The organism is Erythrobacter sp. JB1-4, from assembly GCF_057365025.1.
Window position 1 is genome coordinate 3,195,611 of record NZ_CP200292.1, and the last position, 25,176, is coordinate 3,220,786.

The window sequence follows — 25,176 nt, forward strand, 5'->3', positions numbered from 1 at the left end:
CCGCCTAGCGAAACACAGGCAAAAAGGGAAAATTTTTTGTTGAGAGTGGAGGGGATTTTCCCCGGTGATACTCGAAATTGCGCCGATTAAGCGCTAGCTTGCGACAAATGGCCCAAATCCGACGCCTTCCTGAAACGCTTGTTAACCGTATTGCCGCTGGTGAAGTGGTTGAAAGGCCTGCTGCGGCGCTCAAAGAGCTGGTTGAAAACGCGATTGATGCAGGCTCTTCGCGAGATCGCTATTGCTCTTGTGGATGGTGGCCTGACCCGGCTCGAAGTGACCGATGATGGCTGCGGGATGAGCCCACAGGATATGGCGCTGGCCCTTGAACGTCACGCGACCTCGAAACTCCCTGACGAGGCCATCGAGATGGTGGCAACTTTGGGCTTCAGGGGTGAGGCTCTGCCATCCATTGCAAGCGTTGCACGTTTGACAATGGAAAGCCGGGCAAGGGGCGCGCACGATGGCTGGCGCCGCGTCGTTGACCATGGGGAAGTGGTGGAAGAGGGCCCAGCAGCGTTGCCGCACGGATCGCGCATCCGTGTAGAGCAAATATTCGCCAAAGTGCCCGCGCGCCGCAAGTTCCTGCGCACCGCGCGTAGTGAGTACATCGCATGTCTGGACTGTGTCAGGCGTTTGGCCATGGCGCGGCCTGATATTGCGTTCACGCTTGAGAATGTGGTGGAAGGAAAGCTGCGTAAAGGTCTGACGACACAAGGTGAAGAAGAGCTTGCCACAAGAGTGTCGCAGATCGTCGCGCGCGAACTCAAAGACAATGCGGTCGAAATTGAGCTGACCCGCGAAGGCCCGCATGGCCCCTTGCGCCTGACGGGTTTGGCAGGCCTTCCCACGTTCAACCGCGGGGTCGCAGACCACCAATATCTTTTCGTGAACGGCCGCCCTGTCAAAGACAAGCTTCTGACAGGAGCGGTCCGCGGTGCCTATTCCGATATGCTCGCCCGTGATCGTCACGCGGTTTTGGCTCTGTTTCTTGAGATCCCACCCCAGGATGTGGATGTGAACGTCCACCCCGCCAAAACCGAGGTTCGGTTTCGGGATGCAAGCGGCGTGCGCGGTTTTATCGTATCAGGCCTGCGTCAAGCGCTCGCAACGGGGGACAGGCGCAGCGCGCAAGGGCCGGACCGTAACGCAATGGGTCGTTGGGAGGCGGAGCCCGTTAGCCCAACACCTCATGAAGAGCCTTCGCCTGCCCTGCGATCCATTTTCGACGACCAAGATTGGTCCGCCTCAAGGCCCCGTGTCGCTGATGCGAGACCCGCGTTTGATGCAATGGGCGCTGTGCAAGGAGCAGATCAACCCCATCCTCAGGCCCTTCCTCAGGCCCTTCCTCAGGGGCGAGCGGAGGAAGCCGTTCCCTTGTCACAAGAGACCCAAGACTATCCTCTTGGTATTGCGCGCGGCCAAGTCGCAAACACGTACATTGTCGCCGAAAGCAAAGATGGGCTCATCCTAGTCGATCAACACGCAGCTCATGAACGCCTTGTGTTAGAGCGCCTTAAACGGTCCGGAGCAGAGAAGGCGGTGCAACGCAGTCAGGCGCTGCTTGTCCCTGATGTGGTCGAAATGGATGAGGCGGATTGTGATCGACTTGAGGAAGCTGCTGATGGCCTTGCAAGGTATGGCCTATCGGTTGAGCGTTTTGGCCCGGCCGCCATGCTGGTGCGCGCGGTGCCTTCCGCGATTGCAAAAGCTGATACCGGCAAGCTGCTGCGCGATCTCGCCGACGACATCGCCAAGCACGGCAAACAGGAGGACAGCGGCTCGCTGCTTCTTGCTGAACGTCTCGAATATGTGCTCGCCACCATGGCTTGCCACGGATCAGTGAGGGCAGGGCGGGTCCTCTCGGTCGCCGAGATGAACGCCCTCCTACGCGAAATGGAAGCCACCCCAAGATCGGGGCAATGCAACCACGGGCGGCCCACCTGGGTGAAGCTTTCCATGGATGATGTCGAAAAGCTCTTTGGGCGGCATTAGCACGGTGCATGGCGAAGTTATGTGTCCAACAGGGGCGACAACATCCTTGCAAATTATTGAAACGAAACGCTCGATCTAAAGTGGACGAGAATAGCATCCATTCTCGACCTAACCATGGTATCGATGATCATAACGATGTCGGAAGACGCAGCGGGGGTGCCTGGGTGCGCTCCAAAAGGGGGTTATAATGCGGCCGGGTTGGACTCACACATTAGTCGATCCGATAGTTTCTCACGCTGAAAGAGTATTCGATCACAGGCAAGCGAGATGCACCTTTCTTGACGCGGACCTATTAGGAGAGCCTGCTTGGGATATTCTCCTTATCGCATTCATAGCGAACGCAAGAGGAGAGACACTCACCTGTGAGGAAGTGGCGAAAGAGCTAAGGCTTGGGCCTGACACCCTGAACAGGTGGCGCGCTGTACTCTCGGCGAGATGCCTGCTGGTCGACCACGCCGGAATTGTTGAATTGAGTGATCAAGGTGAGACACGCATGCGTAAAATGTTGGCCTCATCAATCAAAGATATGGCGCCCGAGTTTGGCGACGATGATGGTATTTTAAAATTCTCTAGCGGACCGATTTCATAGCTTCATCCAGCGAGATAAGCGCCATATCGTCCGGCTGTGTGCCCGTGCACGTCAACCTATGATCGACCGTGAGGTCTCTGCCATAGTTCCCAATCTCTCTCGCAAGGTCGCAAATTCGCCGTGCCGGTCCCTGATAAGGTCCTGCGACAGATACGGTGTGGAGCTTGAGAATTAGACGTTAAATTTGAAAAGCATGATATCCCCGTCTTGGACGAGATAGTCTTTGCCTTCCTGACGCATCTTTCCAGCGTCCTTTGCCCCTGTCTCACCGTTTAATTCGATGTAGTCATCGTAAGCGATGGTTTCTGCGCGGATGAAGCCTTTTTCGAAATCGGTATGGATTTCGCCCGCAGCCTGCGGGGCCCTTGCGCCATCGGGGAATGTCCAAGCGCGAGCCTCTTTGGGGCCTGCGGTGAAGAACGTCTTGAGACCAAGCAGGGTGTAGCCAGCGCGAATGACGCGTGCGAGACCGCTTTCTTCTAAGCCGAGTTCGGTAAGATACTCAGAGCGATCTTCTTGAGGCATTGCGACAAGTTCAGCCTCGATAGCTGCTGAGACGACCACCGCCTGGGCACCTTCGCTTTTCGCTTTTGCGAAGACTTGTTCCGAAAGGGCATTGCCGGTTGAGGCTTCGTCCTCGGCAACGTTGCAAACGTAGAGGACAGGCTTTGCGGTCAAAAGCTGTGCTTGCGAGAGGACGCGCGCTTCTTCCTCGTCATTGGGTTCGACTAGGCGTGCTGGCTTGCCGTCTTTGAGCAGTTCGAGTGCTTGACCCAATACGGAAGCCATAATCTTGGCTTCTTTATCGCCAGCGGTAGCGCGTTTTGCAGCGTTTGCGACGCGTTTCTCAAGGCTTTCAAGGTCGGAAAGCATAAGCTCCGTTTCGACCACTTCGGCATCGGCGATCGGGTCCACATGGTTCGAGACGTGCTGGATATCATCATCTTCAAAGCAGCGCAGCACATGCACAATCGCGTCAACCTCGCGGATATTGCCGAGGAACTGGTTACCCAGACCTTCACCTTGCGCCGCGCCTTTTACAAGACCAGCGATATCAACAAAGGAAAGCTGAGTTGCGATGACCTTTGCGCTTGAGGCGATTGCAGCGATTTTTTCCAAACGCTCATCGGGTACAGCGACCTGGCCTACGTTGGGCTCAATCGTGCAAAACGGATAGTTCGCAGCCTGCGCGGCCTGCGTCTCGGTGAGAGCATTAAAGAGAGTGGACTTGCCAACATTAGGCAGCCCAACGATCCCGCAACGGAAACCCATGGATCAGTTCTTTCGCTAGTGACGTTTCGGCCAATTAAACTCGCAGCGCCTTAGCCGCCGGTTTGCCTCAAATCAAACGTTATGGACTGACTTGATCCAGGGCCCATAGGGGCTCTCACCCAGCCATTCGACTTGTGTTTGTGCACTTACGGTATTGACCGCAATTTGCGGTTTGGCACCGGGGTGAACCGGACGGCGCAGGGGCCGCGTTCCTGCTGGCATTGAAATGATCTGTGCCATAGCATTTGGCACGTCCATCGGATCGGTTGAGCCACCACCCGTGCGCCCGCCCAGGCTCGATATCAACGCCTCATAACCGTCTGTATGCTTTTCTTCTGCTCGCTCGAGCAGCGCGAGGCTGTTCTCGTTTGAGTTTTTCCAGATCATGGTCGGATAGCCGCCGGGCTGAATGATATTTATATCAATGCCGTGTGGGACAAGCTCATAGGCGAGGCTCTCGCTCATCGCTTCAAGCGCAAATTTGGTTGGCGAATACTGCGCATAAGCAGGCACGATCACGCGGCCAAGCTGCGATGACACATTGATGATAAGGCCGCTTTTTGCTTTGCGCATTGCTGGAAGAACGGCGCGGGCCATACGGTGAGGGCCAAACACATTGACGTCAAAAAGGTGCTGCGTTGCCTCCATATCCTGTATCTCAATCGGCCCGCCATAAGACGTGCCCGCATTGTTGATCAGAACGTCGAGCGTACCGCCGGTTGCCGCAAGAGCCTGCGCAACGCCTTGCTCCACCTGTTCGTCCGAGGTCACATCAATCTCGATCACTTGAAGGTCGAGCCTTTCAGAAAGAGCGAGAACCCGAAGCTCCTCTGCTTCTTTGCGCGGCAGATTGCGCATAGTGGCAAACACCTTTGCCCCTTTGCGGGCAAAATCCTCAGCTGCGAGGCGTCCAAAGCCGGTTGAGCAACCCGTGATCAGGATCGATTTGCCTTCAAGATCAGGCTCAACGTCGATCATATCCTTGGCCGCGACGCCTGCCGTGGCAGCAAGAGCTCCGGTTGCGGCGGCACCTGCAAGAAGGTTGCGGCGATTGAGGTCAGGCATTGGGGGCTCCTTTGGGATAATTACTCTTGCGCTTTTAGCGCTTCTTCAGCTTCAAGCTTAGTCAATTCGCGCAAGAGATACCACAGCGCGAAAATGTCATAGAGGAAATGCGCCAGCATCACGCCCAGAAGGCTGCCTGTTTGCCAATAGATGGCACCGAAAAGACAGCCGATTAGGAATTGCAGAAAGCCGATGATGGGCTTGGTCAAATGGACCGCGGCAAAGACGGCGGATGCTATGAGGATTGCAAGCGGGGCGCCGATGTAATCGGTGAGCAAGACCTGTAAACCGCCGCGAAACAGCGCCTCTTCCCAAACGCCTGCGAAGAACGAAATAACGATAATCACGCGCCATGAATTGAACCGGGTGAGCCAGCCGTAACTCTCTCGCTGCATGCGGATGAGATATTCTGAAACGCGCGGGAAGAAGAACCCGGCAAGAGCAAGCGCGATTAAGGCGAGGGTGGTCGCGATCCCGATCAGGACATCTTGAAGGGTGAAGGTCACCCAATCTGCAGTCTCGCGTCCAGAAAGCCACCAGAGCGATAGGCCAAGGAAGGTCAAGCCGACCCCTTGAAGTGCGGTTATCCCAAGGAGCGATCCCTCGGTAAGATCGGCCTGCGACGTGCTGGCGGTATGGCCAGTCTCGGCGCTCATCCTTGCTGCCTGAGCGCCACATCGCTCATGAAGCGGGGCGCATTTCCTTGCGCCAACCACTGAGCCTCTGCTCCCACCGCGCCGAGCATATCGACGAGGGGGTTTTGTTCAGCCTTTGCGTAATTGCCCAGCACATAAGAGTTCACCGCGTCCTTGTGCCCGGGATGGCCAATGCCAAGGCGAATGCGGCGAAAGTCTGCACCCAGATGCTTGTCAATTGACCGAAGCCCATTGTGGCCAGCATGCCCGCCGCCCTGTTTGACCTTCACTTTGAACGGGGCAAGGTCGAGTTCGTCGTGAAAGACGGTGAGGGCGCTAAGATCGAGCTTATAAAAACGCATTGCCTCACCCACGCTGCGTCCGCTTTCATTCATGAAGGTCGCAGGCTTAAGTAGCAGCACTTTTTCGGTGCCAATGCGCCCCTCTTGCACCCAGCCTTGGAACTTCTTTTGCTCCGGACCAAACCCATGCATCTCGGCGATCACGTCGAGCGCCATAAACCCCACATTGTGCCGGTGAAGGGCATATTTGGGTCCGGGATTTCCAAGGCCTGTCCAGATCTGCATTGAGGTCCTTTAACTCGGTTGTTCAAGCAACCGCAAGGCCGACCGGCCGCCCGCAGGCGCCCCGCAGCGTAGCGGAGGGAATAGCGCCGAGGATGCTCGCCCGGATGGGTGAGCGTAAGTCAAAAACGCAAAACACCGAGCTCCTTGCGGAAGCCCGGTGCCTTGGTGATTTCATAAGGGAAAAGAGGCTTAGCCCCCAATGACTACTCGGCGTCATCACCCTTTTGCGAGGTTGCTTCAACTTCGTCAGCTGCTGGAGCTTCTTCGTCGGTGGTGTCACCTTCAGACTGCTTGAGAGCTGATGGTGCAACAAGCGTAACGATCGTGAAGTCGCGGTCTGTGATCGCGCTTTCGCTGCCTTCAGGAAGCTGAACTTCGCTGATGTGGACCGCATCGCCAACGTCTTTGCCAGCAACCGATACTTCGATTTCGCCGGGGATCTTGTCCGCTGCACAAACCAGTTCAAGTTCGTGGCGCACAACGTTGAGAACGCCGCCTTTAACAAGGCCGGGCGAGTCCGCTTCGCCAACGAAGACAACTGGGATCGACACGTCGATCTTGGCGTCTTTCGAAAGGCGGAAGAAATCAACGTGTGTCGGGCGGTCAGAGACCGGATGAAGAGCGACATCTTTTGGAATGGTGCGAACGGGCTTGCCGTCCAATTCGACCTGGACAATCGAGTTCATAAAGTGACCGGTCATCAGCTGACGGACCAGTTCCTTTTCCTCGACGTGGATCATTTGGGGTTCTTCCTTGCCGCCATAGATAACAGCGGGGACCCGACCTTCGCGGCGAAGTGCACGGGAGGCTCCCTTGCCTGCCCGTTCGCGCGCTTCAGCGGGCAAATTCAGAGCGTCGCTCATAACATTAGCCTTTCGAATGCATAATCATTTAAGTGCCTTGCGCGTCCCGCCTCCAGGGATGACCAGAACGCCAAGTTGGGCGCACATACAAGGTGGGGCGCAGAATACAACTCAAAAGTCGCAGCGCGAAGGTTAGGATGAAGGCAGGCGAGTGACCGTATACCCGGCCTTTTGTAATAGCGCGACCATCCCATCAGGCCCGACCAGATGTGCAGCGCCCACAGCGACCATGGGCCTTGGCTCTTCGCTCAGCAACGGCAGCAGCTGCTCCATCCAATCAGTATTGCGGTTCACAAGTAAGGCTGCGCGAAGCTCAGGGTCGCTCATAATGCCTTGCGTTGTCGCGGCCTCCAATATCGCCTCATCGCCAGAAAGCCATGCGCGCAAAAGTCGCTCAAGGGTTCCGTTTGAGGAAGACCACTCCTCGATTGTCCCTTCAAGAAGCGCGCGTTGATCCTCAGGCGCCAATTGATCGAAAATACCCAGCTGCTCGCCAGCTGTCTCGAACCCGGTGACATTGCGACCTTGAAAGTCTGCAATCAGGGCTCGGTCAACGCCAAACTCGGGCTCTCCGGGGGCATCGACCTGTGCCAGCATGATGGCTGCGGCCCAATCCTCGCTCGTTCGAAGATGCGCTCGTGAGACACTAGACCGCTCGACCATGGCCTTAGCATCAGCGCGAAGTTCTGGCTTAACGCGCTCAACAATCGGAGGCAGGCCTGGGCTGCGTGACAATTCGAGAAAGGTCTGCCTGATCGATGTATCCTGCCCAAGCCCTGCGACTTCGACGAGGAGGAGGTCTGCTTCCTCGGTCGCTTGTTCAATCGCAGCTGTGCGCCATAAAACGCCTTCGGGGAGGGCGTGGATGGTGCCTAGCAACCATCCCTCGACCTCCCCGTCATCGTTTGCGAGCTCATAAAAGAGCGGATCAGGGGGCGGGTAAGGCTTAGCTTCACCCGCCGCCGGTTCACTGCTGCACGCACCAAGCAAAAGCAGCAGGCCAAGGGTGAGTGCAGCCAGCGAAGCGGTCCAAGCCTTTGAGAGGTTGGATTGCGGCGTATTTGCACTCACCTTGCCCATTATTGGACGCGCTCGCTTTGGATGCCGCGCGCCTCGAGGTAGTCTTGCACGCTCTTATCGCCTGCAAGGTGCCCTGCGCCCACCGCCATAAAGACAGTGCCCGGCGTGCTTTCAAGACGGCTTTCAATCCATTCGGCCCATGTCGCATTGCGCGAATAAAGGAGCGATTCAGCCAGAGCCTCATCATCGAGGTCTTCGTTCATGATCGCAGCAAGGCCATCGGAATCGCCTTCGACCCATTCTGCCACCATGGCATCAATCGTGTCTTTGACCTTCGGCATGCCCTCAACCGCTTCCATCATGAAGGCGACTTGCGAGTCTTGGGGAAGACCATCGAAAATGCCGATCTGGAATTCTGCTGTTTCCAGCGCGTCTTGCGTTGCCTCACCGGCTTTTGAAAGGATCACCTTGTCGACACCTGAGTTGGGGTCATAACCCTGCTGCATCAGTGGGATGAGTGAAAGTGTCAGACCTGCAAGCCATGGTTTCATAGGGTCAAACGCCTGTGGCGGCGCGCCAAGCCCTGCGAGCGCTGCTTCATAGGTTGCCGTTTGCTCTTCGTTCAGAAGTGAGCGCAGCGTTGTTCCATCGGTGAATACACCGCGCGATTGCGCCAGCTGACCCATGGCTGCTTCGCTTTCGGGGTCCATCTTGATCTCGGTCACAACCGTGTCAGACGATTTCAGAGCCGTGTCGATTTCAGCATCATACCATTTGAGCTCTTTTGGCAGGACGTGAACCGTGCCGAAGAGGTAAATCGTCGTGTCTTCATCGGACACCTTCCAAAGGGCTGGACCGTCTGGCCCGCTTGGCAGTTCCATCGTCGCATCGGCGGTTGCCTCTGCGTGGTGATCGGCGAGGGCGGGACTTGACGCAAAAAGCGCAAGGCCTGCGACGCTGGCGGTTAGAATTGAGTTCAGTTTCATGGATGGGATCCTTTCTTGGGGGTGACTTAGAATTACAAAGGTGGGCAAGAGATGAATGAGATGTTTTGTCGGGCGAGCTTCAAGCAGAGCGCTTGTACGCCCATAGACCTGAGAAAGCCGTCAAAACGATGGCGAAAAGCACTAGGCTGTTAAGCGGTGGCAAAAGACCGGCGTACTCAGCAAAGGTCCAGCCAATATATCCGTAGAAATAGACGTAGAGCGCGGCCATCGCCGATGAGTTCGCAGCAGCTGCCTCGTGCTCATCGATAATACGGTGCCAGAAAAGCGCGACCGGAGCGAACGCGAACAGGATAACCAGACCAATTATAGCCTCTGTGCGTGCCAGCACGAATGTGCCCTCAAGCACATCATCAACGCGGCCGGTCAGGTTGAAATAAATTCCAATGACCAGACCTAAACCTGCCGAGCACAGCAAAATGACCTGATTGATGCCAGCCTTGCTCGACAAGTTGGGGGGATCAAAATTGCCGATCTTCAGCGCATATCGAACAAGGGCAAACCCGCCGATAGCAAAGAGCGCTCCAACAGTGATCAGAACCCAGTCAAACCCGCGCTCCATCCCTATTGCGACAAGAGAGGCAAGCGCGCCCGGCGTTCCAGCTGCTCCAAGATATAGCAATACCTGAGCCAGAAATGGACGGCTTGGGGTTTCAGTTTCCAGTTCGTCAGATTTCGTCATAGAATATCTCTTCAATTGGCATGGCGAACAAACGCGAGATGCGAAAGGCGAGGGGGAGGGACGGGTCGTGCTTGCCGGTTTCGATGGCATTGACCGCTTGGCGCGAGACATCGAGATGCCCGGCAAGGTCTGCCTGCGACCAATCGCGCTCGGCGCGCAGCACTTTGAGGCGGTTTTTCATTTGTCCGCCCCGATCGTATCCCTGGCCCAGGCAAAGGCGTAGCCAGCATAAAATGAAATGCTCAATGCTATTGCAACGATCAATCCATTGGTGGCGATCAATTGGGTTGAACTTGGTTCATCATCAGGCTCTGCCCCGCCCAGGATCATACCAAGATCATGCGCCACATCCCCGTTTGCTAAGATAAACAGGGCTATAAGATACACACCAAGGCAAGCACACATCCAGCGCACGCCCATCATTTGCAGGCTCTTCATATATTCATCCGCGCGGGTACTGAACGCGACTGTAAGGGGCCCGCCGGCCATGCCGCCAAATGCGATTGCGCTGAGCATATTGTCCATACCGATGAAGAGATTGGCCGCGCTGAACACCGCGCATCCCGCACCGAACCACATCCATTTATAGAGATGTGATCTTTGATCATAGTCATAAGCGGTTGGGTCATATGTCATCAGGCATCTCCCCTCATGCGTTTCCAAAAAAGGCCAATATAGAACGCTCCAAAGGCGAGGAGTGCGCCATGTTCGGGGCCAAGGTCACGCTTGGCGTCAGCGCCCATCAACCCATCAATCAATCCTTCGCTAAAAGGCATGGCGATTAGCAGAACCAAAAGCGATGCGAAGGAAAAGCTGGCACCTGCATTCCATAGACCAATAGTGTATTCGTCAGCCTTGCGGGATGAGAGCAGTGCGACGCTGCTCCAGAACACGACAAAAGCGCCCAGTGTAGCGAGGCTGTATGTGCCGGGAGCAAAAGGAGCGACCGCTACCAGGGCGACGCCAGCCAAACCGATCCAGCTTGCGCACATGAAGACTGTTGCTTTGGTCATTACCCGGGCCCTTACTCGCTCACCGCGCGCGCATCGCGCCAGCGGTTGAATTGAAAGAGGATCACGAAGCCGAGCGTATAGTACCGCCACAAGCCAAATACTGTGTCGAACCAATTTTGATCGGCATAAATGGTGTCTAGCCAATCAGGGCGATCAGGGTCTGGATCACCACCTGAAAGCATGAAATACAAAAGCCACAAGAGGCCGAAGGTCAATGGGGGCAGCAGAACAACCAAAACCGTCAATTGCTTGACCGTGCGGGTCCAAATTAGATCTGCATATTCATCCCTGATCCAAGGCACCACGATGAGCAAAGGCAAAATTATGACCGTCACAATCAGTACAAAGACGGCAATGCCAATGTTCAAGACCCTCGGTATCGTGTCCGGGTCGGTCCCAGTGACCATTATGTAAATGGCCATCGCAACAGCCAGAAGATACACGACAGAGGAAAAGTCCATCAACGGGAAATAAACCCGAAACCGGAGCGGCTCTTTGCGCACAGGAGCCTTTTCAGATGTGTTGTTGCCAAGATCAGTCACTGAAATTTACCTTGTCTGGAAACCGGGTTCATATCGATTGCCGCTCTGACGGACACAAGGTCGGGGAAAGCGACCGTCAGAGCAGGCAGGGGGACATTGGGGCTGGCTCGCATTCAAAGGCGCTTGCCAACACCACATTATTAGCGCCGCCTCTCTTGCAAAGTGTATGCGGGGACTGGTTGCACTTCGCAAAGAAAGGCGGCGTCACTCCTTACCCGCGAGGGGCGGAGATTTCTGTGCCTTGAGCGTTCAGCGCAAGGGTCGTGCCTTTCGCCTCAAGGATAGCGACGCGCACTTGCGGCTGCGCTGACGCCCGTGCGGCAAGGCGGCACTCGGTTGCGCGGCGCCGTGCAGGAGCGCTGCGGTCCTTCGTGTTGCAGAGCGAGCGAACAGCCTGATTGACCCGGCGCTCAAGCGTGTCGCGGCCGCTTTGTGAATTGAGATCGAGGTCGCCAATTTCGACAGAGGCGCTTGGGGTTTTGGTGCTGTCACTATCGGCCAAAGCTGGGGTCGCCACAAAGGTAGCGGCAATGAGGGCGGCGGCGAATGCGTTGGGGGTTTTCATGTCAATTTCCTTTCAGCGGGGAGCCTCAAAAGCGGGGTGTGTGTCTCATCAACCTTCCTTTGTGTCAGGTTGCCCTTACTTTATGTAGCGATTCGCTGACAATGTCAACATGACCTGACATTTTGTCGCCATAGGGTGACTAAAAGCGCAGAAAAGCTGACTTTTTGGGCATGGGATTGAGGCATGGTGCGGCGCACCATTGACGCTTCTCGGGCCATCAGCCATTGGCCACAGCGCTATGGCTACAGTGCTTTCTAATCCCGCGATTCCTGCCCGCGATCCGTCCAAGAGCTTTCAGGACATGATCCTGACGCTGCATGATTTCTGGGCGGCCAATGGCTGCGTCATTCTTCAGCCTTATGATATGCGCATGGGGGCAGGGACTTTTCACACCGCGACGACCTTGCGCGCGCTTGGTCCCGAGCCATGGAATGCCGCATTTGTGCAGCCTTGCCGCCGCCCGACTGACGGGCGTTATGGCGAGAACCCGAACCGCTTGCAGCATTACTATCAATATCAGGTGATCCTGAAGCCTTCGCCCTCGGATATCCAAGACCTCTATCTTGAAAGCCTTCGCGCGATTGGCATTGACCCGCTTGCCCATGACATCCGCTTTGTTGAGGATGATTGGGAGAGCCCGACGCTGGGCGCTTGGGGTCTTGGCTGGGAAGTGTGGTGCGATGGGATGGAAGTCACCCAATTCACGTACTTCCAACAGATGGGCGGCTTTGACTGTAAGCCTGTCGCGGGCGAGCTCACCTATGGGTTAGAGCGGCTTGCGATGTACATCCAAGGCGTTGATAATGTGTACGATCTCGCGTTCAACAGCCACGGGGTCAGCTATGGCGAAGTGTTCCTTGAGAACGAACGCCAGATGTCCAAATGGAACTTTGAGGTCGCGGACACCGAGGGTCTCTTCAAGGCTTTTGAAATGGCAGAGGCTGAGTGCAAAAACGCTCTTGCCGCTGACGTTCCTATCGCTGCTTATGAACAAGCAGTGGAAGCCAGCCATGTGTTCAACCTCCTCCAAGCGCGCGGCGTGATCAGCGTTCAGGAACGCGCATCCTACATGGCGCGGGTGCGTGATCTCGCGCGCTCATCCTGCGAGAAATATGCGGAGAAGATGGCGCCCGAGTGGCAGAAAAATTTTCCGGAGTGGTCGCTATGATCTTCATCGGTAGTCTGTGCGCTCCTGCGAAAGCAGGGGCCCATCTCCGGACCTTGGAAACTGGACTCCTGCTTTCGCAGGAGATCACGGTCAAGTTCACAACTGGGAGTGAGCAAAATGGCTGATTTCCTGCTTGAACTTCTCACCGAAGAAATCCCTGCGCGCATGCAAAAAGGTGCGCGCGCTGAGCTGGAAAAGCTCTTCACCCGCGAATTGTCGGCAAGCGGCGTTGCGGCCGGTGACATCACCATATGGTCGACCCCGCGCCGTTTGGCTTTGATCGCGCGTGATTTGCCGACTGAGACTCAAGCCGTGCGCGAAGAGGCCAAGGGGCCTCCCGTTGGTGCTCCCGATCAGGCCGTCGATGGTTTCTGCCGCAAGAACGGTGTGACCCGCGACCAACTTGAGGAACGCGAGGTTAAAGGCCGCGCGACCTATTTCGCCGTGATCGAGAAGCCGGGTCAGCAAGTCTCTGATCTCCTCGCCTCCGCGATCCCCACGATGATCCGCGACTTTTCATGGCCCAAATCCATGCGCTGGGGCGAGGCGTCGATTTCGTCTGAAAGCCTGCGCTGGGTGCGGCCATTGTCAGGCATCGTCGCCTTGCTCGACGGTGAAGTTGTGCCGGTGGTGATGGACGGTTTGTCCAGTGGGCGTGAGACGATGGGTCACCGTTTCCACTCGGAAGGGCCTATCACAATCGATGGCGCGGACGACTACGCGCCAAAACTGCGCGCGGCCCATGTGATCGTCGATCACGACGAGCGCGCAAAGATCATCCGTGAGGGCGCCAAGAAAGCCGCCGAAGACGCCGGGCTCGCCCTTGTCGAGGATGAGGGACTTGTGGTCGAGAACGCTGGGCTCACCGAGTGGCCGGTGCCGTTGCTTGGCCGCTTTGACGAGGAATTCCTCGAAGTCCCACCCGAAGTCATCCAGCTCACTGCACGGGTGAACCAGAAGTATTTTGTGTGCGAGGATGCAGCCAATGACGGCCTGAACCGCCTCGCCAATGCCTTTGTGTGCACAGCCAATATTGAGGCCGTTGATCCCGCAGTCGTTGTGGATGGCAACCGCAAGGTGCTTGCAGCACGCTTGGCTGATGCGCGGTTCTTTTGGGAGCTGGATCAGAAGACGTCGCTTGCCGATCACGCCAAGGGTCTTGAGCGGATCACCTTTCACGAGAAGCTTGGGACGGTTGCCGATAAGGTTGAGCGGGTGGCGAAGCTCGCGCGTTGGCTCTGTGAGGAGGGGATTGTTACCCCATGCTCTCCTGCGAAAGCAGGAGCCCAGCTCCAGAGCGCAGATGATGGGCTCCTGCCTCCGCAGGAGATCACAAGGGAAGCGCTCGCAGACCTAGCCGAACAAGCTGCACACCTGTGCAAAGCGGACCTTGTCACCGAAATGGTCGGCGAGTTCCCCGAGCTGCAGGGCCTGATGGGCGGATACTACGCCGAGAAAGAGGGCCTACCGCAGGAGGTCGCAGACGCAATCCGCGATCACTACAAGCCGGTGGGGCAGGGCGATGATGTGCCGACTGCTCCTGTGACGGTTGCGGTTAGCTTGGCGGATAAGTTGGATACGCTGGTTGGGTTCTTCTCGATCGATGAAAAGCCAACAGGGTCCAAAGATCCGTTTGCTCTTCGGCGCGCTGCAATCGGGGTGTTGCAACTTCTTGAGGTGAATGAGCTTCGTCTAGCGATCCGTCCGGCCGCGATGCAGGCAATCGATGCGATTGGGTCGAAGGGGACACCAATCAAAATGATCTCTGGTAAGTTCGAGGCTTATACTCCTGAAGAGCAGAATCAAATTCTCGATGCAAAGCGCACAATAGCATCCGGTGAAATACTCGAGTTCCTCGCAGACCGCCTAAAAGTCCAACAACGCGAGGCTGGCGTTCGCCACGACCTCATCGAAGCAGTGTTCGCGCTGGGCAGAGAGGACGATCTCGTCCGGCTCCTCGCCCGCGTCCACGCGCTCCAAAGTTTCATCGAAACAGACAACGGCGCAAACCTGCTGGCCGGCTACAAGCGGGCGGCGAATATTCTCAAGAAAGAGGAATGGGAGGCGGGCGCTACAAATCCTGCTCCCGAACCTGCCGAAACCGCTCTGATTGAGGCGCTTGATACAGCAGAGCCCAAAGCCGCTTCGGCCATCGAAGCCGAGGATTTTGAGGCCGCTATGGAAGCGCTTGCATCCTTGCGCGCGCCCATCGACGCTTTCTTTGAAGGCGTCACGGTGAATGATCAGGATACGGTTAAACGTGATAGTAGGCTTGGTCTCCTAGCGCGCCTACGCAATGCGGTGCACGAAGTTGCAGATTTCTCAAGGATTGAAGGTTGATGGTCCAAACAGTCTACCCCTTTGGCGGCGATGCCGCTCACGACGATCCCCGCCAGGGCGACAAGACGATCACCGGCGGCAAAGGCGCGAACCTTGCTGAAATGGCTAGCATCGGCCTGCCTGTTCCTCCCGGCTTCACCATCACGACCGAAGAGTGCGTCGCTTATTTGCAAGACGGCGCGGAGTTCTCTGATGCGCTGCGCGAAGCGGTTACGGCTTCGATTGGACATATCGAGAAATCGGTAGGCAAAAGCTTTGGCGATGCGGCCGACCCGATGCTGGTCTCAGTGCGTTCCGGCGCGCGGGTTTCCATGCCGGGGATGATGGACACGGTCCTCAACTTGGGGCTCAACGATCAAACGGTTGAGGGGCTTTCAGCGACCTCCGGCGATGAGCGTTTCGCATGGGACAGCTATCGCCGTTTCATCCAGATGTATTCCGATGTGGTGCTCGGCCTTGACCACGGACTGTTCGAAGAAGCGCTTGAAATCTGCAAGGAAGACAACGGTTTCTACGCTGATACAGAGCTGTCCGCCGACGATTGGAAGGCGCTGGTTGCCGAATTTAAAGGCATCGTGGAAAGCGAATGGGGCAAACCCTTCCCGCAAGATGTGACCGAACAATTGTGGGGCGCGATCCGTGCTGTGTTCGACAGCTGGGATTCAGATCGCGCCAAGGTATATCGCCGCCTCAACGACATCCCCGGCGACTGGGGCACTGCCGTCAATGTGCAAGCGATGGTGTTCGGCAATATGGGCGACACGTCCGCGACCGGCGTTGCCTTCACCCGCGACCCAGCAACCGGTGAGCGCGCCTATTACGGCGAATATCTCATCAACGCGCAAGGGGAAGACGTTGTCGCTGGCATTCGCACGCCGCAATATCTGACCAAGGCTGCACGCGAGACCGCAGGCGCAAAGCCGCTCTCCATGGAAGAGGCGATGCCAGAGGCTTATGGCGAGCTGGCACGCGTGTTCGACCTGCTTGAGGGTCACTACAAAGATATGCAGGATATCGAGTTTACCGTTGAGCGCGGCAAGCTTTGGATGCTGCAAACCCGTTCGGGCAAGCGCACTGCGAAAGCGGCGCTGCGCATGGCGGTGGATATGGAAGGCGAAGGCCTCATCACGCAGGAAGAGGCTGTGCGCCGGGTTGATCCCATGGCGCTGGACCAGCTGCTTCACCCGACCCTTGATCCTGACGCAGAGCGCAACGTTCTGGGCAGCGGCCTGCCAGCATCGCCGGGCGCGGCTGCGGGTAAGATCGTGCTTGATGCCGATACCGCTGAACAATGGGTTGAGCGCGGGGAAAAGGTGATCCTTGTCCGCGTGGAAACCTCTCCTGAAGACATCCACGGTATGCACGCAGCACAGGGCATTTTGACTGCGCGCGGCGGTATGACCAGCCACGCAGCCGTAGTGGCGCGCGGTATGGGACGGCCTTGCGTTTCTGGCGCAAGCGCGGTGTCGATCGACCTTGCCTCGCGCACTTTGCGCATTGGTTACGAGGAACTCAAAGAGGGTGATGAGATCACTCTCGATGGCGCTAACGGTCAGGTTATGCTGGGTATTGTGCCCACGGTTGAGCCTGAGCTTGCCGGTGACTTTGGCACCCTCATGGTGTGGGCTGACGCTATTCGCCGCATGAAAGTGCGCACCAATGCAGAAACACCAGCGGACTGCAAGATGGCGCGTTCGTTTGGCGCAGAAGGCATCGGCCTTTGCCGCACGGAGCACATGTTCTTCGATGCAAGCCGCATTAAGGCCGTGCGCCAGATGATCCTTGCTGAAGAAGACGCAGGCAGGCGGGCCGCTTTGGACATTCTGCTCCCCGAACAGCGCGCAGATTTCACCGCGATTTTCGAAGTTATGGCGGGGCTGCCTTGCACGATCCGCCTGCTTGATCCGCCTTTGCATGAGTTCTTGCCCACACAGGACGCCGAGTTCGAAGAGCTTGCCGATGTGACAGGGCTGGGCGTCGACCACCTCAAACGCCGGGCAGGGGAGCTGCACGAGTTTAACCCAATGCTGGGCCATCGGGGTTGCCGTTTGGGGATCACTTTCCCAGAGATTTACGAGATGCAAGCGCGCGCCATTTTTGAGGCGGTTTGCGATGTGAAGGCATCCTCTGGCGAAGCGCCTTTGCCTGAGATCATGATCCCGCTGGTCGCGACTTCAAAAGAACTCGCTATCTTGAAAGCGCTTATCGATGAGACCGCGCAAAAGGTCTTTGCCGAGAAAGGTGCAGAGGTTGAATACCTTGTGGGCACCATGATCGAGCTGCCTCGCGCAGCTCTTATGGCAGGTGAAATTGCGCAGGAAGGCGCATTCTTCAGCTTTGGCACCAATGACTTGACGCAGACCACCCTTGGGGTGAGCCGCGATGATTCCGCGCGCTTCCTTGCGCCCTATGTCGAAAAAGGCATCTTCGCACGCGATCCATTCGTTAGCCTCGATGTTGAAGGTGTTGGGCAGTTGGTCGAGCTTGCCGCTGAGCGGGGAAGGGCGACGCGCCCTGACATCAAGCTTGGCATTTGCGGTGAGCATGGGGGCGACCCTGCATCCATTGCCTTCTGCGAAAGCGTTGGCCTCGATTACGTCAGCGCCTCGCCTTACCGCGTGCCGATCGCGCGGCTTGCGGCGGCTCAGGCGGCATTGAAGTAGCCCTTACCGCCAACCTGTCAGAACGAGGATGTTGAAGGTTTCTGTGACCTTTCCATCCTTTTCGCGCAAGCTATCAAAGGCGACTTTAGCGCGGTCGATCCATTCGCGTGTCAAAGGCGGGACGGGGCTGTTGAGGCTCCGCGTGAGGCCATGGTCTCTCAGATCGCTAATCAACTGATGTAGCGACGAAAACCGCACATTTAGCGGGAAGCTGTCCACCACTTTGCGAGTGAACCCCGCGCGCTCAAGCAAGGCGGTGCCTGCGCGGTTATCGACCAATGGATGCATGCGTGCCGCGGGCCTGTCGCCGTCGGCCTCAAGCACGATTTGGCGCAGCGCAGGAAGAGATCCAGCCCCGGGAAAAGCGGCAATAAAAAGACCGCCGTCCTTAAGCGCATTGCGCGCATGGATGAGAGCGCCGGGCAGATCGTTCACTGTGCCAAGGCCAAGGACATGCGCGATAAGGTCATACTTCTCAAATGCGCCCGGTGTCTCCTCGTCAAATTCGCCCAAAGCCATGCGGGTTTGGGCAGGCAAACCGCCCGTTTCATCACCCACGACCAAGGCGGCCTCTGCCTCAAACCGCATAAAGTCCAAGCGGTCGGCAATATCCTCAGCAATCGAAGCGGTGAGATAGGATGCGCTGCCTGCGCGCACCTGCCGCGTCCGGCCACGTGCCCACTTGGCAGCTGCCGCTTTGCGATCAAATATCTGAGGAACGGGGGTGGCGGTCATGGGTCAACGCATTGGCGCGCTTGCAGCGCAAGCGCAAGAGGTGCAAACCATGCCCGATGGCTTCGTCTAAAACTCTTTTGGCCAAGCAGTTTGGCAAAGACCTTAAAGAAGGCCTGAGGCCAATCGTCGACCTCGTTTATCCGCCGCGTTGCCCATCATGCGGCGCTGCTACGGCCAATCACGGTGCGCTTTGCCTCGATTGTTGGGGCGAGTTGGAGTTTTCCATCGGCGAGGGGGATGCCGCTGACGATATATCCGGGCATTCAGGAATCATCGCGGCAACCCTCTATAACGATATGTCACGCAGCTTGATCTTGAAATTCAAGCACGGCGGCAAACTTGCGCTGGCCCCATTGCTTGGCAAGATGATGGCCTCGCGCATCCATGTTGAGGAAGGGGCGAACCCTCTCATCATTCCCGTACCGCTTCATCGTACCCGCATTTGGCAGCGCGGTTTCAATCAATCCGCCATGCTTGCGCGTGAAATTGCGAAAGCGGGGAAGGGTGAGCTTTTGATCGATGGCCTTGTCCGGCAAAAGCGCACGCCAAGCCTTGGCAATATGAGTTCGGACGAGCGCCACAAGGTTTTGAAAGGCGCCATCGCGGTGCGCAAATCGGCACAAAGCCTAATTAAGGGGCGAGCGGTGATCCTCGTGGATGATGTTCTGACAAGCGGCGCAACAAGCGGCGCGAGTGTCGAAGTCCTCCTGGCAGCGGGTGCATCCGAGGTTCGCATTGCATGTTTTGCCCGGACGCGCGCAAGCCTTGCGAACCTTTGATTTGAGCCAGGCATTGGAATGAAAAAGGGACCCAAAAACCGAAACGCCCGAGGTCGTTAAACCCCGGGCGCCACGTGACGAAACGGTTTAGATCCGCTCTAAAGAGCTCAGAAAGCGACCCCCTAACTTCGCTTTCAGGATCAATTCCCTCATTCGTTCAATCGATCCTACCAACACCCCGCTGTTGGCTTGAACCGACAACCCCCTGAACCCGGCGTTTGACAACACCGTTTGTTAGGTGGATGGACGCTTCTGACGGCGTCCGTGGGATGCGTTGTTCCATCAGGGTTCCCTCACGGAAAGGCGCTTTGCGGAAATTCACGTATTTTGGCTTTCATATGTGGTTATCTTGCAACAATTGGTCGCATGACATGAACCCTTGAACGCATTATGTGTCATTTTATTACTTTGCTGGAGACCTTTCTTGCCTGCCGATACATCAATCAGCTCGGAGACGCGCGAGGAGGGTACGCTTTTTGCACCCAAGTTTGACGATAAAGGCCTTTTGTCAGCGGTGGTGCTCGATTCTCTAACCAAGGAAGTGTTGGTGGTGGCCTTCATGAACGCAGCGGCGCTCGCCAAGACGCGCGAGAGCGGTAACGTCACATTCTGGTCGCGTTCACGCCAAGAGCTTTGGATGAAGGGTGAGACATCGGGCAATGTGCTCAAGGTGGTTGAGGTCCGGGTTGATTGTGATCAGGATGCGCTGGTCATTTATGCCAAGCCCGCCGGGCCAACCTGTCACACAGGGCGCACATCATGTTTCTACAGAAGGCTCGACATAGAGGCGGATGATGCTTCCGCTCTCGTAAAGGTTCTCCCGTAGGGGTAAGGACTTGACGCTCACGTAAAGGTAAGGTAGTCCATTGAGCATGGACACCCAGACTGACTCGCTCGCCAAAACCCACACCGATGCTGATGAGCCGCGCCGCAATGGTGCTCACCTTGATCGCCCGGATGATTTGGCGCGGGAGCAATTTTCGATTTCCGACCTTACCACCGAGTTTGGCTGTACCGCGCGGGCTTTGCGTTTTTACGAGGATGAGGGGCTGATCAGCCCGGCGCGCGTGGGTTTGACCCGCGTTTATTCAAAGCGTGACCGCGCGCGGCTTGCGTGGATTATGCGGGCAAAGAATGTGGGCTTTAGCCTCACCGAAATTCGCGAGATGATCGACCTGTATGACCTCGACGATGGCCGGGTGGAACAGCGCCGCGTCACTGTTGAGCGCTGCCGTGCACACATCGCAAAGCTGAAAGAGCAACGCGATGACATTGAATCATCGATCAAAGAACTCAGCGATTTTGTGGTGGAAGTTGAGAAGCTCGAATTGGGCTGACGCCGACCAAACGCAACATCGCTTATAACACTATACGCATTCCAGAAGAGGGATCACCTGATGCCAACATATACCGCTCCTACCCGCGACACCCGTTTCGTTCTGAACGAAATGCTCGATCTTGCAAGCTACGGCAATTTGCCGGGTTTTGAGAACGCCACACAGGACATGATCGACACGATCGTGAATGAGGCAGGCAAGTTTTGCTCCGAGGTCCTCGCGCCGATCAATCAGTCGGGCGACGAAGAAGGCTGCACCCGTCACGAGGACGGCAGCGTGACCACGCCAAAAGGCTTCAAAGAAGCATACAACGCCTATGTCGAAGGCGGTTGGGGCACTCTGGCGAAACCGGAAGAGTTCGGCGGTCAGGGCCTTCCGCACACGCTTGGCATGGTGGTTGAAGAGTTCACGGCGTCTGCAAACCAAGCGTTTGGCATGTATCCCGGCCTCACCAATGGCGCCTCGGCTGCGCTTGAGGCGGCGGGCACGCAAGAGCAGAAAGAAGCCTATCTTCCTAAGATGATTTCAGGCGAATGGTCAGGCACTATGAACCTGACCGAGCCGCATTGCGGCACCGATCTGGGTCTCATCCGCACAAAGGCAGAGCCGCAGGCGGATGGCTCTTACAAGATCACCGGCACCAAGATTTTCATCTCTGCTGGCGAGCATGACCTCACCAGCAACATCATCCACCTGGTTCTTGCGAAAACTCCCGGTGCCCCCGACAGCTCAAAAGGCATTTCGCTCTTCATCGTCCCTAAATTCGTTCTCGATGAAAATGGTGAGCCCGGTGAGCGCAATGGCGTGTCATGCGGCTCTATCGAGAAGAAGATGGGCATCCACGCAAACTCAACCTGCGTCCTCAACTATGATGAGGCGACCGGCTATATGCTGGGCGAGGAGAACAAGGGCTTGGCGGCCATGTTCGTCATGATGAACGCAGCGCGTTTGGGTGTGGGTCTTCAAGGGCTCGCGCAGGCGGAAGTGTCCTATCAAAACGGCGTGACTTATGCGCTTGATCGTCGTCAGGGTCGCGGGCTGACGGGGCCTGCTGAGCCGGAGGCGAAAGCCGATCCAATCTTCGTCCACCCTGACGTGCGCCGTATGTTGATGGACGCCAAAGTCTTCAACGAAGGCATGCGCGCACTGTGCCTATGGGGCGCTCTCCAAGTCGACCTCACCCACAAGGCGCAAACCGAGGAAGAGCGTCAGCTTGCCGATGACCTCATCGGTCTTATGACCCCGGTCATCAAAGGCTACGGCACTGACAAGGGCTATGACATCGCTAACAACATGCAGCAGGTGTACGGCGGCCACGGCTATGTGCGCGAGTGGGGCATGGAGCAGTTTGTGCGCGATAGCCGCATTGCCATGATCTATGAAGGCACCAACGGTGTTCAGGCGATGGACCTTTGTGGACGCAAACTCGCCAGCAAAGGCGGCCGCGCGATCCAAGCCTTCTTCAAAATGATTGATGATGAGATCGCCGAGGCCAAAGGCAATGAGGCCCTCGCAGACATCGCGACCAAGCTTGAGAAAGCCTTGGGCGAGCAGAAAGCGGCCACCATGTGGTTCATGCAAAATGCAATGGCGAACCCGAACCACCTTGGCGCAGGCGCGCACCACTACATGCACATCATGGGCATTGTGACGCTCGGCTTCTTCTGGCTCAAGCAAGCCAAAACCGCTTCGGCGGCGCTGGCGGGCGACCCCCAAGACAAGTCGTTTTACGAGGCGAAAATGACATCGGCTGCTTATTACACAGAGCGTTTCTTGCCAGATGCAGGGGCGCTTCGCCGCAAGCTTGAAGCGGGCAGCGAGAACATGATGGCTCTTCCCGAAGAGGCATTCTCAACCGCTGCGTAATTCACAGCGATAACGCAATAGAAACCCCCGCTGGCTGCGCGCTGGCGGGGGTTTTCATTTGTCCAAAAGGTTGATGCAGATCACAGACACGCTTGCCACAGGTCCTCACTCTCAATAGCTTCGCATCGACAAAAATGAGGGAGAGAGACAATGCGCATACTGGCTTATGGTTTAGGGGCGCTTCTGGCATCAACCGCATTGACCGGGGCGGCAATCGCCGACGATCACAGTTCATCTGACGATGGGTTGTTCAAGGCAAAGATCACCCGCACCACCCATAATATCGCCCATATCGAAGCCGACAGCTGGGAGGGCGTGGGCTACGGCGTCGCCTATGCTTATGCGCAGGACAATATCTGCATGCTGGCCGAGGAATTCGTTAGCGTGCGCGGCGAACGCTCGCTCTATTTCGGGCCAGAGGGCAAGAACACGCTTGGGCTGAGAGGCGCGGACAATCTCACCTCTGACATCTTCTTTCGCAGCCAGATCAATTTGGAGGACCTTCGCGAAGGGTTGGTCAATTCCAGCGCTGTAAACCAAGCGCTGATTGCGGGTTATGTTGCGGGCTACAATCGCTTTCTCTTCGACAATCCCGTGGCCACCTTGCCCCAGGAATGCCGCGATGCGCAGTGGGTTCGCCCGATCACCACCGATGACATGCTGCGCATCAATGAAAAGACGATGCTGCTGGCAAGCTCGCTGCAATTCGCAGGCGCGATTGCCAATGCTGAACCGCCCAGTAATGTTTCGGGCGGTGGCCAAGCGGCAGCCAATGTCGAAACGCTCAACTTTCCTGGTCCGCCAGAGCCCAATTATGGCAGCAATGGTTGGGCCTTTGGCTCAGAGGCAACGGCGGATGGGAAAGGTCTTCTCATCGGCAACCCGCACTTCCCGTGGGAGGGCCCAGCGCGGTTTTGGCAAATGCATGTTCGCGGGCCCGATGGTTATGATGTGATGGGCGTGGGGATCGCGGGCACGCCGCTCCCGACACTTGGTTTCAACAAGGATATTGCCTGGACACACACGGTAACCGCAGCGCGGCATTTCACCGTCTACATGCTGCAATTGGCACCCGGCGATGTCACCAGCTATGTCGTCGATGGCGAGACCATTGCGATGGATGAAACGATTGTAAGCGTTCCCATGCCCGATGGTGCGGAGCCACATGAGACTGTATTGTATTCCACTCAGTTTGGTCCGGTCGTAACCCTTCCAAGCGCCGGGGCTCAATGGACCAATCAAATGGCCTTCACCTTGCGTGACGCCAACACCGGCAATCAGCGTGGGATGGACGCGTGGCTTGGCATCGGGCGTGCAAGCAATGTCGCCGAGATTGAGACCGCGATCAGCGACACTTTGGGCATTCCATGGGTGAATACCATTGCGGCCGACCGTCACGGCGATGCGCTGCATGCTGATATCACTGCGGTGCCCAATGTGAGCGCTGAGTTTGCACAAAGCTGTGGGACGCCGTTCTCGCAGATGGTGTCGGGGCAGGTGACGTTGCTCGATGGGAGCCGTTCGCAGTGCGATTGGGCGACGATGCGCACCGAGGGACCTGTCCCAGGCTTGCTTCCGGCAATCGACCAAGCCTCGCGCACGCGCAAAGACTATGTGACCAATTCCAACGACAGTTACTGGCTAAGCCATGCGGGCGAACCTTACCGCGAATTGTCGCCCATCCTTGGTGGTCACAAGACGCAGCTGTCCTTGCGCACCCGCTCCAATTTCCTTGAGACCGAGGCGCTGCTTGCCGATGGTCCGATTGACCACAAACGCGCTGCGGAATTGGTCTATGGGAACAAGATCCTCTCCGCTGATTTGGCCTTGGACGCCATTTTGGAGGCGTGCGAGGGCACCAATTCGCTCGCCGAGCCGTGCGAGGTTTTGTCCAAATGGGACCGCCGCGTCGATAATGACAGCAAGGGCGCGCATCTCTTCTTGACGTTCTGGTCAAAAATTCGAAATCGCGGCGATCTTTGGGAGGTCGCTTTTGATCCGGAGAACCCTGTGGCCACACCTACAGACTTTGAAGTCAGCGAAGATATCAGGACGGCTTTGGAGGAAGCAGCAGCAGAGATAACCACCAGCGGTATCGCGCTCGATGCGCCATGGGGCGAGGTCCTCACACGGGCAGATGGCGATGACAAAATCGCCATTCACGGCGGTCCCGGTACTGCGGGGATTTTGAACATGCAGATCGGCGTGCCCACGCAAAGCGGCCTGACGCCGCGTCATGGTTCAAGCTACATCCAAATCGTCGGCTTTGATGAGGATGGCCCGGTTGCCGATGCAATTCTCAGCTATTCGCAAAGCACCAATCCCGCATCGCCCTTCTATGCGGATCAAACGCGGCTGTACTCCGCCAAAGAATGGCACCGCCTGCCGTTTAGCGATGCCGAAATCGAGGCGGCGCGCATTGGCGAGACGGTGACGTTAGCCGAGTGAGGTTAGCC

General features: G+C 56.9%; 22 protein-coding genes and 1 pseudogene. 9 read left to right on the forward strand and 14 right to left on the reverse strand.

All coding sequences use genetic code 11. The annotated features are described in order from the left end of the window. The first annotated feature begins 107 nt into the window (after positions 1-107). Positions 108-1,995, forward strand: a pseudogene (gene mutL / locus AC0V61_RS14975) (DNA mismatch repair endonuclease MutL). Positions 1,996-2,755: 760 nt separating this feature from the next. Here the strand turns inward: mutL and ychF are convergent. From ychF to AC0V61_RS15040, 13 genes are all read right to left on the reverse strand, one after another. Beyond that, complete coding sequence (gene ychF, locus AC0V61_RS14980) at positions 2,756-3,856, reverse strand: redox-regulated ATPase YchF (protein ID WP_486158822.1); 1,101 nt, start codon at positions 3,854-3,856, stop codon at positions 2,756-2,758. 72 nt (positions 3,857-3,928) lie between these two features. Further along, positions 3,929-4,921 carry an SDR family oxidoreductase gene (locus AC0V61_RS14985; protein WP_486158824.1) on the reverse strand — a complete coding sequence of 331 codons (993 nt, stop codon included), beginning with the start codon at positions 4,919-4,921 and terminating at the stop codon, positions 3,929-3,931. A 20-nt stretch (positions 4,922-4,941) separates the two neighbouring features. Next, the gene (locus AC0V61_RS14990; protein ID WP_486158826.1) at positions 4,942-5,577 is read right to left on the reverse strand and encodes a CPBP family intramembrane glutamic endopeptidase; all 636 of its coding nucleotides are present in this window, start codon (positions 5,575-5,577) and stop codon (positions 4,942-4,944) included. Continuing rightward, positions 5,574-6,143, reverse strand: a complete 570-nt coding sequence (gene pth, locus AC0V61_RS14995; protein WP_486158828.1) for an aminoacyl-tRNA hydrolase — start codon at positions 6,141-6,143, stop codon at positions 5,574-5,576. Before pth ends, AC0V61_RS14990 begins: the two co-directional genes overlap by 4 nt. Before the next feature lie 203 nt (positions 6,144-6,346). After that, positions 6,347-7,006, reverse strand: a complete 660-nt coding sequence (locus AC0V61_RS15000) for a 50S ribosomal protein L25/general stress protein Ctc (RefSeq protein WP_486158830.1) — start codon at positions 7,004-7,006, stop codon at positions 6,347-6,349. Between the two features lie 132 nt (positions 7,007-7,138). Continuing rightward, a complete protein-coding gene (locus tag AC0V61_RS15005; RefSeq protein ID WP_486158832.1) occupies positions 7,139-8,086 on the reverse strand; it encodes a TraB/GumN family protein in 948 nt (315 codons plus the stop codon). Continuing rightward, entirely contained in the window at positions 8,086-9,012 is a 927-nt protein-coding gene (locus AC0V61_RS15010; protein ID WP_486158834.1) for a TraB/GumN family protein, read from the reverse strand. The genes AC0V61_RS15005 and AC0V61_RS15010 overlap by 1 nt, the downstream gene beginning before the upstream one ends. A 79-nt stretch (positions 9,013-9,091) precedes the next feature. Next, the gene (locus AC0V61_RS15015; RefSeq protein WP_486158836.1) at positions 9,092-9,712 is read right to left on the reverse strand and encodes a hypothetical protein; all 621 of its coding nucleotides are present in this window, start codon (positions 9,710-9,712) and stop codon (positions 9,092-9,094) included. Continuing rightward, positions 9,699-9,893 carry a helix-turn-helix transcriptional regulator gene (locus AC0V61_RS15020; RefSeq protein ID WP_486158837.1) on the reverse strand — a complete coding sequence of 65 codons (195 nt, stop codon included), beginning with the start codon at positions 9,891-9,893 and terminating at the stop codon, positions 9,699-9,701. Before AC0V61_RS15020 ends, AC0V61_RS15015 begins: the two co-directional genes overlap by 14 nt. Next, a complete protein-coding gene (locus tag AC0V61_RS15025) occupies positions 9,890-10,348 on the reverse strand; it encodes a hypothetical protein (RefSeq protein ID WP_486158839.1) in 459 nt (152 codons plus the stop codon). Before AC0V61_RS15025 ends, AC0V61_RS15020 begins: the two co-directional genes overlap by 4 nt. Further along, positions 10,348-10,725 (reverse strand): hypothetical protein, encoded by a 378-nt coding sequence (locus tag AC0V61_RS15030; RefSeq protein WP_486158841.1) that lies wholly within the window; start codon positions 10,723-10,725, stop codon positions 10,348-10,350. Before AC0V61_RS15030 ends, AC0V61_RS15025 begins: the two co-directional genes overlap by 1 nt. An 11-nt stretch (positions 10,726-10,736) precedes the next feature. Continuing rightward, the gene (locus AC0V61_RS15035; RefSeq protein ID WP_486158843.1) at positions 10,737-11,267 is read right to left on the reverse strand and encodes a hypothetical protein; all 531 of its coding nucleotides are present in this window, start codon (positions 11,265-11,267) and stop codon (positions 10,737-10,739) included. A 211-nt stretch (positions 11,268-11,478) separates the two neighbouring features. Continuing rightward, positions 11,479-11,832 carry a UrcA family protein gene (locus AC0V61_RS15040; protein WP_486158844.1) on the reverse strand — a complete coding sequence of 118 codons (354 nt, stop codon included), beginning with the start codon at positions 11,830-11,832 and terminating at the stop codon, positions 11,479-11,481. Between the two features lie 301 nt (positions 11,833-12,133). Between AC0V61_RS15040 and AC0V61_RS15045 the strand changes: the two genes are divergently transcribed. From AC0V61_RS15045 to ppdK, 3 genes are all read left to right on the forward strand, one after another. After that, positions 12,134-13,000 (forward strand): glycine--tRNA ligase subunit alpha, encoded by an 867-nt coding sequence (locus tag AC0V61_RS15045; protein ID WP_486159590.1) that lies wholly within the window; start codon positions 12,134-12,136, stop codon positions 12,998-13,000. Positions 13,001-13,117: 117 nt separating this feature from the next. After that, on the forward strand, positions 13,118-15,340 hold the full coding sequence (glyS, locus tag AC0V61_RS15050) for a glycine--tRNA ligase subunit beta (RefSeq protein ID WP_486158846.1): 2,223 nt from the start codon (positions 13,118-13,120) through the stop codon (positions 15,338-15,340). Continuing rightward, the gene (gene ppdK, locus AC0V61_RS15055) at positions 15,340-18,003 is read left to right on the forward strand and encodes a pyruvate, phosphate dikinase (RefSeq protein ID WP_486158848.1); all 2,664 of its coding nucleotides are present in this window, start codon (positions 15,340-15,342) and stop codon (positions 18,001-18,003) included. Before glyS ends, ppdK begins: the two co-directional genes overlap by 1 nt. Positions 18,004-18,006: 3 nt before the next feature. On the opposite strand, the gene AC0V61_RS15060 is transcribed toward ppdK, so the two are convergent. After that, positions 18,007-18,738, reverse strand: coding sequence for a class I SAM-dependent methyltransferase (locus tag AC0V61_RS15060; protein WP_486158850.1), 732 nt, complete (start codon positions 18,736-18,738; stop codon positions 18,007-18,009). A 56-nt stretch (positions 18,739-18,794) separates the two neighbouring features. On the opposite strand from AC0V61_RS15060, the gene AC0V61_RS15065 reads away from it, so the two are divergent. The 5 genes from AC0V61_RS15065 (at position 18,795) to AC0V61_RS15085 (ending at position 25,168) form a co-directional block, all read left to right on the forward strand. Further along, on the forward strand, positions 18,795-19,517 hold the full coding sequence (locus AC0V61_RS15065) for a ComF family protein (protein WP_486158852.1): 723 nt from the start codon (positions 18,795-18,797) through the stop codon (positions 19,515-19,517). A gap of 424 nt (positions 19,518-19,941) precedes the next feature. Next, positions 19,942-20,343: a phosphoribosyl-AMP cyclohydrolase gene (gene hisI, locus AC0V61_RS15070; RefSeq protein WP_486158854.1), complete on the forward strand. Its 402-nt coding sequence runs from the start codon at positions 19,942-19,944 to the stop codon at positions 20,341-20,343. A 46-nt stretch (positions 20,344-20,389) separates the two neighbouring features. Beyond that, positions 20,390-20,854 carry a MerR family transcriptional regulator gene (locus tag AC0V61_RS15075; protein ID WP_486158855.1) on the forward strand — a complete coding sequence of 155 codons (465 nt, stop codon included), beginning with the start codon at positions 20,390-20,392 and terminating at the stop codon, positions 20,852-20,854. Between the two features lie 60 nt (positions 20,855-20,914). Further along, positions 20,915-22,720, forward strand: a complete 1,806-nt coding sequence (locus AC0V61_RS15080; protein ID WP_486158857.1) for an acyl-CoA dehydrogenase C-terminal domain-containing protein — start codon at positions 20,915-20,917, stop codon at positions 22,718-22,720. Between the two features lie 150 nt (positions 22,721-22,870). Further along, positions 22,871-25,168: a penicillin acylase family protein gene (locus AC0V61_RS15085; RefSeq protein ID WP_486158859.1), complete on the forward strand. Its 2,298-nt coding sequence runs from the start codon at positions 22,871-22,873 to the stop codon at positions 25,166-25,168. The last annotated feature ends 8 nt before the right edge of the window (positions 25,169-25,176 follow it).

Bases quoted from the DNA above. Each gene is read 5' to 3' on its own strand.
- ychF (WP_486158822.1), bottom strand. From the start codon at position 3,856: ATGGGTTTCCGTTGCGGGATCGTTGGGCTGCCTAATGTTGGCAAGTCC.
- AC0V61_RS14985 (WP_486158824.1), bottom strand. From the start codon at position 4,921: ATGCCTGACCTCAATCGCCGCAACCTTCTTGCAGGTGCCGCCGCAACC.
- AC0V61_RS14990 (WP_486158826.1), bottom strand. From the start codon at position 5,577: ATGAGCGCCGAGACTGGCCATACCGCCAGCACGTCGCAGGCCGATCTT.
- pth (WP_486158828.1), bottom strand. From the start codon at position 6,143: ATGCAGATCTGGACAGGCCTTGGAAATCCCGGACCCAAATATGCCCTT.
- AC0V61_RS15000 (WP_486158830.1), bottom strand. From the start codon at position 7,006: ATGAGCGACGCTCTGAATTTGCCCGCTGAAGCGCGCGAACGGGCAGGC.
- AC0V61_RS15005 (WP_486158832.1), bottom strand. From the start codon at position 8,086: ATGGGCAAGGTGAGTGCAAATACGCCGCAATCCAACCTCTCAAAGGCT.
- AC0V61_RS15010 (WP_486158834.1), bottom strand. From the start codon at position 9,012: ATGAAACTGAACTCAATTCTAACCGCCAGCGTCGCAGGCCTTGCGCTT.
- AC0V61_RS15015 (WP_486158836.1), bottom strand. From the start codon at position 9,712: ATGACGAAATCTGACGAACTGGAAACTGAAACCCCAAGCCGTCCATTT.
- AC0V61_RS15020 (WP_486158837.1), bottom strand. From the start codon at position 9,893: ATGAAAAACCGCCTCAAAGTGCTGCGCGCCGAGCGCGATTGGTCGCAG.
- AC0V61_RS15025 (WP_486158839.1), bottom strand. From the start codon at position 10,348: ATGACATATGACCCAACCGCTTATGACTATGATCAAAGATCACATCTC.
- AC0V61_RS15030 (WP_486158841.1), bottom strand. From the start codon at position 10,725: ATGACCAAAGCAACAGTCTTCATGTGCGCAAGCTGGATCGGTTTGGCT.
- AC0V61_RS15040 (WP_486158844.1), bottom strand. From the start codon at position 11,832: ATGAAAACCCCCAACGCATTCGCCGCCGCCCTCATTGCCGCTACCTTT.
- AC0V61_RS15045 (WP_486159590.1), top strand. From the start codon at position 12,134: ATGATCCTGACGCTGCATGATTTCTGGGCGGCCAATGGCTGCGTCATT.
- glyS (WP_486158846.1), top strand. From the start codon at position 13,118: ATGGCTGATTTCCTGCTTGAACTTCTCACCGAAGAAATCCCTGCGCGC.
- ppdK (WP_486158848.1), top strand. From the start codon at position 15,340: ATGGTCCAAACAGTCTACCCCTTTGGCGGCGATGCCGCTCACGACGAT.
- AC0V61_RS15060 (WP_486158850.1), bottom strand. From the start codon at position 18,738: ATGACCGCCACCCCCGTTCCTCAGATATTTGATCGCAAAGCGGCAGCT.
- AC0V61_RS15065 (WP_486158852.1), top strand. From the start codon at position 18,795: ATGGCTTCGTCTAAAACTCTTTTGGCCAAGCAGTTTGGCAAAGACCTT.
- AC0V61_RS15075 (WP_486158855.1), top strand. From the start codon at position 20,390: ATGGACACCCAGACTGACTCGCTCGCCAAAACCCACACCGATGCTGAT.
- AC0V61_RS15080 (WP_486158857.1), top strand. From the start codon at position 20,915: ATGCCAACATATACCGCTCCTACCCGCGACACCCGTTTCGTTCTGAAC.
- AC0V61_RS15085 (WP_486158859.1), top strand. From the start codon at position 22,871: ATGCGCATACTGGCTTATGGTTTAGGGGCGCTTCTGGCATCAACCGCA.